Genomic DNA, 8,351 nt, shown 5'->3' on the forward strand with positions numbered 1-8,351 from the left:
CCAGAAACAAGGCTAGAGCAACTGAAGCAGAAACTGACTGAGATGCCACTAAAGACCTTTGACTATGCTGGTTATCTGCGAGACATGGAGGATCACAAAACTGCGATCGCTACCAATGCCAGCAACTATGACACATGGCTCAAAAAAATCAGTGAATATAGTCTCAAATACGATAATATCGAGTTTTTAGAAGACTTCCTCCATCAAAGAACCAAGCAGTTTCAAAAACAGATTCAAACCAACCTGAATTATCTCAAACCCGGTCAGCAACTATTTGACCAGATGCTTGGTAGTATCCGAGGCATTGTAGAAATTGACCAGGCAGAACGCGATCGCGCTTTGGAAAAAGCCTTCAGAGATAAGGAGAAGGCTGATCAAGCCCGAGAAAAAAGTTTAGAACTTTGGATTGCTTCGGTGGGTATTGGTTTAGGGGTCAGTGGTATTTCTTCCCAAACCGATGCTAAACCTCTAGAAGCGATCTTGATCAAACTCAACCCGAATGTATTGATAGAAAAATGTCCTAGAGCTGAACTCCAGCCTTGCTTGACTTACACTTTCTGGTTTGTGCTATTTCATGTTTTGGTTGGTGTTGGATTTGGTGCGGTCACTGCTTTAATTTTGGGTCGAATTATGCATCGGGGAGGAGGGAACAGGGAATAGGGAGCAGGGAGCAGGGAATAGGGAGCAGGGAGCAGGGAGCAGGGAGCAGGGAGCAGGGAATAGGGAATAGGGAGTTTTTCTTGCTCAATAAACAGAAAGTTTTTAGCTTGTAGGGTGGGCAAATGCCCTTTAGTTCTTGTGAGAATTCTAGAGCCATTAACTTTGCCCACCCTACTTTTAGATCTGGTGGGCAAATGCCCTTTGGTTATTGTGAGAATTCTAGAGCCATTAACTTTGCCCACCCTACTTTTAGATCTGGTGGGCAAATGCCGCGAAGTTTGTTCAACTCAAAACCAACCGTTGTTGCTTGAGTAATTGCTGCTGCTGCCAGAGGGATTCAACTTCTGCCTGTAAGTGAAGGTACTTTACTTGGTGGTCAACCCCATAAACTGATGTCATCAATTTCTTCACCTGGGGGTCAGCAGTGACAACAGAACGGGAATTGCTCTGCCAGTGGGCATTGGATAAATCTGTCATATGATCGGAAGAAGTTAACATCTTTATACTAAGTATTTTTGCTTGCTAAAAACTCCACGTAATTGTATACCAAATTTCCATCACATGCTAACTATACTTGGAACCCCCACACCCCAAACCCTACACCCCACGCCCCACACCTGAGGTCTTTGTAAAAAACCTACCCTTATGAGATCTCCCCATCTCCCCACACTTCCCACCCTCCCTGTAATTATGGGTATTCAACCTGACTTGATATTAATCATTCCACTAAGGAGACAGTCATGATGCAGCCTGTTGTTCTTAACCTAGAGAGAGTCAACCTAAGCGATCAACAATTCCACAATCTATGTCAGGCCAATCAAAATCTACAACTTGAGCGTAATGCCAAAGGAGAGCTAATCATCATGCCACCTGTAGGCGGATGTAGCGGAAATCGAGAAGCAAGTCTAATCAGTCTGTTGTGGTTATGGAATAATCAAACCAAACTAGGTCAAGTGTTTAGCTCCTCAACTATTTTTCCCTTACCTAATGGAGGAGATCGATCCCCTGATGCTGCTTGGATCAGGCTAGACCGTTGGGAAATTTTAACCCCTGAACAACAGGAGGGATTTCCCCCCATTTGTCCGGACTTTGTGATTGAACTACGGTCTCGCACTGATTCCCTCAAGCCTCTACAGGAAAAGATGCAAGAATATTTGAACAGTGGTTTATGTTTAGGCTGGTTAATTAACCCCCAAAGCAAAGAGGTTGAAATATATCGTCCCAATCAAGCTGTTGAAACTGCTAAATTTCCTGTTACTTTGTCAGGGGAAACTATTCTGCCTAACTTTGAGTTAGCTTTGCCGCTTTAAATGACCTCAGTAGGTTAGTAACTGCGGAATCATCCTTTCTCAAAAAATCGGCTTACTCAAGCTAGAGGATTTATCTAATTCAGTTTGTTCTGGCAACTCATCAAAAATTGTTAGTCTAGTGGGTTTGCAGCGTTTGAGAGTTACTATAATGCCTTGAGCTCCTTCATCTTCTAAGTCTTCAATGTATCCATATTTGGCAGCCTGAGCCTCCTGCTGGTTAACAAAGGGTCCAAAGTAGTAGGTACACTTGGGGGTTTCGGTGATGATTTCCACCCAAAACGCTAACCCTAAGACGTCGAAGATTTTGATTAAGGCTTCTTTCATGAAATCTACCTAGTTTCAAGGATAATCTCTGTTAATTTAATAGCCTTTTAAACGTTTTTATCCTCCATTTACTTTTCTTGTATCACAATCTGTTCATTGGAAGTACTATCGATATACAGTAAATCTGACCAACGCTGCCGATAGGTTTCATATAACACCATAGCAGTTGCTGCTGAGGCATTGAGGCTAGGGGTCTTACCCTGTAATGGAATTGAAATTAACATGTCACAGCAGCTTTGTGACCTTAGGCTTAAACCATTCCCCTCTGAACCTATTACTAATACTACTGAACCAGTCAAATCAACTTTGTGTAAAAGTTTACCAGTGCCAGCAGCAGTTCCGTAAATCCAAAAGCCCGCAGTTTTCAACTGCTCTAGGGCATTACTGAGATTGACAACTCTGGCAATAGGAAAGGTTTCTAGAGCTCCTGCTGCCACTTTCCTCACAGTTGAGGTGACACCAACAGCTCGACGTTGGGGTATTACTAAGCCTTGAGCTCCTAGAGCTTCTGCCGTACGAATAATCGCCCCTAAATTTTGAGGATCATTAATGCCATCACAAGCCAATAAAACTGGCTGCTCAGTTGCCCATTTTGCTTTGTCAATTAAGTCATTTAAATCTATGTAGTTGTAAGATGCTATTTGAGCTGCCACACCCTGATGGTTACCACCTTTAGTAATTTGGCTCAGGCGTTTTGGTGCTACTTCATCAATTACTGTACCGTTGGCCTTGGCTTGAACCAGTAAGGAGTGAAAGCGAGGATCGTAACGCAGCTGGGAAATAATCCAAACTCGGTTTAGCTGGTGCTGGTTTTGGAGAGCTGCTATAACTGAATGACGCCCGTAGATTAAGTCACTCTCTTCTTCTGTGCTACTTACAAGTTTTGATTTAGGGTACCCATGCTCCTTCCGCTGAGTTTCCTCAGAGTGATGGGAATGTTTTGGCCGTGGTTTTCGAGAGTGGTAGTTCTTTCGAGGGGGTTTCCCGTTCTTGTGAGAATTGCCTGGGGTCGAAGGAGATAATTTTTTATTCTCACCTTGCCGATCAGAGGACTTCCCTGCCTTGATCTGGCCAGAAGCATCGGAGGAGGCATCAGAGGAGGGGTTTTGATTAGCCATAATAGAATTAGGATTTATGGGGTGTCGAGTTGTAGATGAGCCAATAACTGGGTCAAGCGTTGAGTATCAGTAAGGTAGAGGTATCCCAGTAAGGTTTCTAAGCTACTAGCTTGTTGATAGATTTCTCGATTGAGACGCCGGGGGGTCTTTGTCGCAGCATTCCGTCCGCGCCGTAAAACGTCTTTTTCAGAAGCAGTTAGGTAAGGTTCAAGCGATCGCAAAATCTTAGCTTGGCTTTCTGCTCTCACATGAGCCACTACCTGGTTATGATAGTCACAGATTCGCCTCGGTGGTAGCAGATAGTGGGTTCGGATGTAAAGTTCATAAACAGCATCTCCTATATATGCCAAGGATGCTGGGGAAATCTGTTGAATTTTGGCAATTTGATCAACTTTCGCCATGAATTGCCTAAATCGAAACTCTGTCCACAATACTATAGAGTCAGTTCCACCGCCATGGCTATCCTCTTCCAAGGGGTCTAATTGTGCATCTGTTTGAGCCATCTTTGGGGTATCACGGTCTTTTGTTTATTAGAGCAAATTTGACATCCTTCCACAATTTCTGCTTCGAGTATTCAATACATTGACTAAAAGGCAAGTTAATCACACTCAACTCTCACCGATTCCCCACTGCTGAGAAAGTGATGGCGGGTTTTGTCCCCGCCATCACCAACGATTTTGTCATTTACCCTTGACGTTCTCCTCAGCTACCGCCAGAGAATCTTGCAGGGAGAGAAATTTTTCTAGGCGCACTAGTTTCACAGTTTGAGTCACCCGGGGATTGGTCACGACTTGTAGACTTCCTTTAGCAGTTTGAGCTTTCTTTACTAGCTGCACCAAAGCACCCAAACCAGAGCTATCGACAAAATCAATTTTAGATAAGTCCAGAATAATATGCGCTGGACCTTCATCAATACATTTGCCAATAACGTTACGGAGAGTAGATTCCGAAAAGGCATCTAGCAATCCAGTAAGGCGGAAAATTTGATAATTTGACTCGACTTGGCGAGTGCCCCTTAAACTGACTGTAAGGGTTAGTTGTTCAGGAATAACACCCTCCTAGATATAGCTTATAAATATCAATAATTTAATACTTCTACTGTCAAGTTGACTACTGTGACAGTAGATTGATGACTTGGCTACCGTTGATACACGCGCCCTATCACCATACCTTTTTTTGTTGGTTAGCACCTCAAGGGGCTAAAACAACGTCAATATTAGATTATACAACAGTATCAGAGTAATGGGGGTAGGGTAACCGGGTGTAGCGGTAGGGTAAAATTAAGCCAGCCGCAATTGTAACCGATTAATTATAACTGAAGCAGATTTCTTGGTTTGCTGGCAATGCAGGGGTTATTCTATAGCCCCACACCCGCTCACCCTACAGTTGGGGTTTGGCATTGACTATTGGGCGCTATGCTCCTGGGTCGCCGCTACGCGAACGCATCAGCTCGACAAACTGCTGAAATAAATAGTCAGCATCGTGAGGACCAGGACTAGCCTCTGGGTGATACTGTACTGAGAAGAACGGTAAGGATTTGTGACGCAACCCTGCCACAGTGCGGTCATTGAGATTTAGGTGAGTAACTTCCACCTCCGTGCCTAAGGTATCGGGATCAATAGCAAAACCATGGTTTTGGCTAGTAATTTCCACCATTTGCTGCAAACCGGCTGGGTGATTCAAACCTCGGTGACCAAATTTAAGTTTAAAGGTCTGGGCTCCTAGGGCAAGACCAAGAATCTGATGTCCCATGCAGATGCCAAAAATAGGTTGCTGACGCTCCAATAAGGCTTTGGTGGTTGAGATGCCTTCGAGTACTACCGCCGGATCCCCTGGTCCATTGGACAGAAATATCCCATCGGGATTATACTTAGCAATTTCTTCTGGCGGTGTATTAGCAGGGACGACAATTACCCGACAATTGTAGCTCGCTAGACGCTTGAGAATATTACGTTTAATCCCAAAATCGATCGCAACAACTGTCAAAGGCTTGTCCTTTTCCACTCCATCAACCCCAGGACCGAACTCCCAATTGGCTTCCGTAGGATCAGACCATTGGTAAACCTTGTGAGTGCTCACTTCTTTAACTAGATTTAATCCTGCCATACTCGGAGCCCCTTGCACTTCGGACAATAATTCAGCGGAGTCAAGGATTTCTGTGGAAATGGCACCGTTTATCGCACCAATGGAGCGTATTTTGCGGGTTAATGCCCTTGTATCTATGCCGTAAATTCCTGGGATGTTGTGTTCCGCAAGATAATCGGGCAAGGACTGGGTAGAGCGCCAGTTACTGGGCCGGTAGCAGATGTTACGGGCAATTGCCCCTCGGATTTGAGGATGAGCAGATTCTTGATCGGAGGGGTTAACACCAGTATTGCCTAATTCTGGATAGGTGAAGGTCACAATTTGACCGCAGTAGCTGGGGTCTGTCACCACCTCTTGATAACCCGTCATGGCAGTGTTAAACACTACTTCACCAATGGTTGTACCAGTCGCTCCGAAAGACCAGCCTTGGTAAGTTGTGCCATCAGCGAGAACTAGCAGAGCTGGATGAGCCGTTGAGATAGTCATTTTATGTCAAGTAAACCCTTTTCTTTAAGCTTAGGATTGAAGCGAATTTCAGTCTTTACCCCTCGGGATTCTAGCTCATCTTTAATTTTAGCTTCAACTCTCCGAGCAATTTTCTTGAGAATCTTAATTTTTGCTAATTCCTCACTTTGCTCATAGTCTAATTGCTCTGCTTCAGTCATTGTCACTTTAGCATCAATGGGCTGGATCCACAGATTTTCCTGCTCTCCATTTCCCACCGGGATCACACCATTATCTTCAATCCATGCCTTACGAATCGTTTCTAATCGACTCCGGTCAGGTTTTTCAATCGTTTCTACTTTTAGCCAATAGCAGGAGTGATGCTGACGAACTAAATGTTGTTTGATGCTGATATATACATCTCGGGAATAATTCACAAATTTCAGCGTTTTATCTTGGTCAAAAATTGCGTATACACCAATCTTTTTTTGTAAAAATTCTGGTATATTTCCCGTTTCATCCAGATAGGGAATAAATTCTAAATCCTTCAGAGATGGAATTTGATTATCAGAGGTGAGCATGGGATGGGATTAAAAAATAAGATTAAAAACTAAATTTTATTGAAATTTGCGATAAATCCCACACAGGCGACTGGGATTAAAGATTTTGGCTTTGAACATGAAGTTAGGAGGTACATTAATGATGATATAATCATCAGATTCTTGATACTGCTCATATTCCGCTGGCATTCCCTTAGGGGTTGAAGTGGTGTAGGGAACTGGTTTAAACAGTAATTCAGTAAACTCAACCCTTTCAGCTTGAGCCGCTTCAGCTACTTGAGCCAAGAAGTTTTCCCCGGTTAGTAAAGCAAATAACTGGTCTCGGGCTTCTGGAGCTAGGACAAAACTGCTATCGAACTTGTTAATTATCTTGAGGCGAACCATAAGTCAAGGACAATCCCGAATTCTTTAACACAGGGATTATACCTGATCAAGATTCACTCGTGAACAAGACTTCCCTTAAATATACTGCTGAGTTCTGAGTAAGACCTGTCACTGTTCACTAATCCTATAGGATTGCCATAGGAGCACCCACAACGAATGCCCCTACTGTTTTTTTGAAAAAAATGCAGTTAACTATTTACAGTTTACTTTTAACCTTGGCCAATAGGCCACGGGTTCGCTGAAAGCGGGACTTCGTCCATCGCGTTCAACCTTCAACTTAGTTAACCTTCAACCTACCCTATACCGAACCCTAAAGGCGAACAACCTTGGCCAATAGGCCACGGGTTCGCTGAAAGCGGGACTTCGTCCATCGCGTTCAACCTTCAACCTTCAACCTTCAACCTTCAACCTTCAACTTAGTCAACCTTCAACCTTCAACCTTCAACCTTCAACCTCTAAACCTTAAACCTTCAACAGTAAACTTAGTCATCCTTGTGAGCCACGTCTGTTCCCCGCTTCCGGATCCGATTCCGTTCCTTCGAGCAATTCCTATTCCCATCTGTGAGTTTATTTTCAAGTTTGCACTGCTCGTAAGTAATTTGGGCAGCGTGACGTTTTGGGAGTTGATTCTGTTTTTCTAAAGCTTTGTTAAAAAAATCTAAACTTTTTTCTTCCTGCCCCAGTTTTCGCAAAATTTGTGCTTTAAGGTAAAGTACATCTGGGTTGCTTGGTGTTGTTTCCATTGACCGGTCTACATAGTCTATTGCCTTAGAATATTGCTTTAAATCTCGATATCCTACAGCAATGCCTCGATAGGCTAAATAAGAAGGAAAAGCATAGGTTTCTAACTTGTCAATGGCTTGAGATGGGTCAGAAAATGGTAAATTAACTGCTAACATTAAATCCATATAGCCTGTAATCAAGTTTAGCTCTGGATCATTAGGATCAATTTCTTTGGCTTCATCCAGATATTCAAAAACTTTCTGCAATTTAGTCAAGGCGCTGATGGGACCTTCTTTTTCAAAATCGTAAGCCCCTTCCAAAAAATAACCTACTGCTGTGTAAAGATTACCTCGCAAGGGATCAGAGGCAATCATTTCCTTAGCCTTATTAAGAGTTTTAGTTCCGTAGCTCTTGAAGGTTTCCCAATCTTGATCTAAGTAAGCTAGAGATGATAGCATAGCATAGGTCATGGGTTCTTTAGACTGCCTAGATTCCGATTTTTTTAGATAAGCTTCGGCCTCTTTATAGTTTCCCTCCTTGAAGAAGAAGTCAAAAGCATCTTGAACAGTGTTATCAATGTCCCGAGGATTACTGTCGCGAAAGGGATCAGCTGCCAAGGTGGGCATTCCCCATAAACCGATTAATACAACTGCTGTGCTGACGCAGGCTTTAACTATCTGTTTTGGTGCTCGAAACCGTTGGTTCATCGTCATTCTGGCAATATTAAAAATATATGCTACTAA

General features: G+C 43.3%; 11 protein-coding genes and 1 pseudogene. 2 read left to right on the forward strand and 10 right to left on the reverse strand.

What is annotated here, in order from left to right; all coding sequences use genetic code 11:
- Positions 1–660, forward strand: a pseudogene (locus F6K38_RS30885) (hypothetical protein); the annotation flags it as partial.
- Here the strand turns inward: F6K38_RS30885 and F6K38_RS30890 are convergent.
- Both F6K38_RS30890 and F6K38_RS30895 read right to left on the reverse strand, forming a co-directional pair.
- Positions 629–817: a hypothetical protein gene (locus tag F6K38_RS30890; RefSeq protein WP_287358886.1), complete on the reverse strand. Its 189-nt coding sequence runs from the start codon at positions 815–817 to the stop codon at positions 629–631. The pseudogene F6K38_RS30885 and the gene F6K38_RS30890 sit on opposite strands and share 32 nt — an antisense overlap.
- 125 nt (positions 818–942) lie before the next feature.
- The gene (locus F6K38_RS30895; protein WP_287256951.1) at positions 943–1,158 is read right to left on the reverse strand and encodes a hypothetical protein; all 216 of its coding nucleotides are present in this window, start codon (positions 1,156–1,158) and stop codon (positions 943–945) included.
- A 245-nt stretch (positions 1,159–1,403) separates the two neighbouring features.
- Here F6K38_RS30895 and F6K38_RS30900 point away from each other — a divergent pair, with 245 nt between their 5' ends.
- Positions 1,404–1,970 carry a Uma2 family endonuclease gene (locus F6K38_RS30900; RefSeq protein WP_287358898.1) on the forward strand — a complete coding sequence of 189 codons (567 nt, stop codon included), beginning with the start codon at positions 1,404–1,406 and terminating at the stop codon, positions 1,968–1,970.
- A gap of 39 nt (positions 1,971–2,009) precedes the next feature.
- Here F6K38_RS30900 and F6K38_RS30905 read toward each other — a convergent pair whose 3' ends face one another.
- The 8 genes from F6K38_RS30905 to F6K38_RS30940 all read right to left on the reverse strand — a co-directional run bounded on the left by F6K38_RS30905 (position 2,010) and on the right by F6K38_RS30940 (position 8,315).
- A complete protein-coding gene (locus F6K38_RS30905) occupies positions 2,010–2,294 on the reverse strand; it encodes a DUF1816 domain-containing protein (RefSeq protein WP_287358888.1) in 285 nt (94 codons plus the stop codon).
- Between the two features lie 68 nt (positions 2,295–2,362).
- Complete coding sequence (gene rlmB / locus F6K38_RS30910) at positions 2,363–3,412, reverse strand: 23S rRNA (guanosine(2251)-2'-O)-methyltransferase RlmB (RefSeq protein WP_287358891.1); 1,050 nt, start codon at positions 3,410–3,412, stop codon at positions 2,363–2,365.
- 14 nt (positions 3,413–3,426) lie between these two features.
- On the reverse strand, positions 3,427–3,915 hold the full coding sequence (locus F6K38_RS30915; RefSeq protein ID WP_287358894.1) for a Mini-ribonuclease 3: 489 nt from the start codon (positions 3,913–3,915) through the stop codon (positions 3,427–3,429).
- A 177-nt stretch (positions 3,916–4,092) separates the two neighbouring features.
- The gene (locus F6K38_RS30920) at positions 4,093–4,461 is read right to left on the reverse strand and encodes an STAS domain-containing protein (RefSeq protein ID WP_044492280.1); all 369 of its coding nucleotides are present in this window, start codon (positions 4,459–4,461) and stop codon (positions 4,093–4,095) included.
- 364 nt (positions 4,462–4,825) lie between these two features.
- Complete coding sequence (gene carA, locus F6K38_RS30925) at positions 4,826–5,983, reverse strand: glutamine-hydrolyzing carbamoyl-phosphate synthase small subunit (RefSeq protein ID WP_008179774.1); 1,158 nt, start codon at positions 5,981–5,983, stop codon at positions 4,826–4,828.
- Positions 5,980–6,522 (reverse strand): GIY-YIG nuclease family protein, encoded by a 543-nt coding sequence (locus F6K38_RS30930; protein WP_008179772.1) that lies wholly within the window; start codon positions 6,520–6,522, stop codon positions 5,980–5,982. The genes carA and F6K38_RS30930 overlap by 4 nt, the downstream gene beginning before the upstream one ends.
- 36 nt (positions 6,523–6,558) lie before the next feature.
- Positions 6,559–6,885, reverse strand: a complete 327-nt coding sequence (locus tag F6K38_RS30935; RefSeq protein WP_008179770.1) for a hypothetical protein — start codon at positions 6,883–6,885, stop codon at positions 6,559–6,561.
- A 482-nt stretch (positions 6,886–7,367) separates the two neighbouring features.
- Positions 7,368–8,315 (reverse strand): Sll0314/Alr1548 family TPR repeat-containing protein, encoded by a 948-nt coding sequence (locus F6K38_RS30940; protein WP_502709617.1) that lies wholly within the window; start codon positions 8,313–8,315, stop codon positions 7,368–7,370.
- Between the last annotated feature and the right edge of the window lie 36 nt (positions 8,316–8,351).

The sequence above is a fragment of the Moorena sp. SIO3B2 genome (genome assembly GCF_010692525.1).
Lineage (GTDB): Bacteria > Cyanobacteriota > Cyanobacteriia > Cyanobacteriales > Coleofasciculaceae > Moorena > Moorena producens.

Coding starts and splice junctions, on each gene's coding strand:
- F6K38_RS30890 (WP_287358886.1), bottom strand. CDS start 817: ATGGCTCTAGAATTCTCACAAGAACTAAAGGGCATTTGCCCACCCTAC.
- F6K38_RS30895 (WP_287256951.1), bottom strand. CDS start 1,158: ATGTTAACTTCTTCCGATCATATGACAGATTTATCCAATGCCCACTGG.
- F6K38_RS30900 (WP_287358898.1), top strand. CDS start 1,404: ATGCAGCCTGTTGTTCTTAACCTAGAGAGAGTCAACCTAAGCGATCAA.
- F6K38_RS30905 (WP_287358888.1), bottom strand. CDS start 2,294: ATGAAAGAAGCCTTAATCAAAATCTTCGACGTCTTAGGGTTAGCGTTT.
- rlmB (WP_287358891.1), bottom strand. CDS start 3,412: ATGGCTAATCAAAACCCCTCCTCTGATGCCTCCTCCGATGCTTCTGGC.
- F6K38_RS30915 (WP_287358894.1), bottom strand. CDS start 3,915: ATGGCTCAAACAGATGCACAATTAGACCCCTTGGAAGAGGATAGCCAT.
- carA (WP_008179774.1), bottom strand. CDS start 5,983: ATGACTATCTCAACGGCTCATCCAGCTCTGCTAGTTCTCGCTGATGGC.
- F6K38_RS30930 (WP_008179772.1), bottom strand. CDS start 6,522: ATGCTCACCTCTGATAATCAAATTCCATCTCTGAAGGATTTAGAATTT.
- F6K38_RS30935 (WP_008179770.1), bottom strand. CDS start 6,885: ATGGTTCGCCTCAAGATAATTAACAAGTTCGATAGCAGTTTTGTCCTA.
- F6K38_RS30940 (WP_502709617.1), bottom strand. CDS start 8,315: ATGAACCAACGGTTTCGAGCACCAAAACAGATAGTTAAAGCCTGCGTC.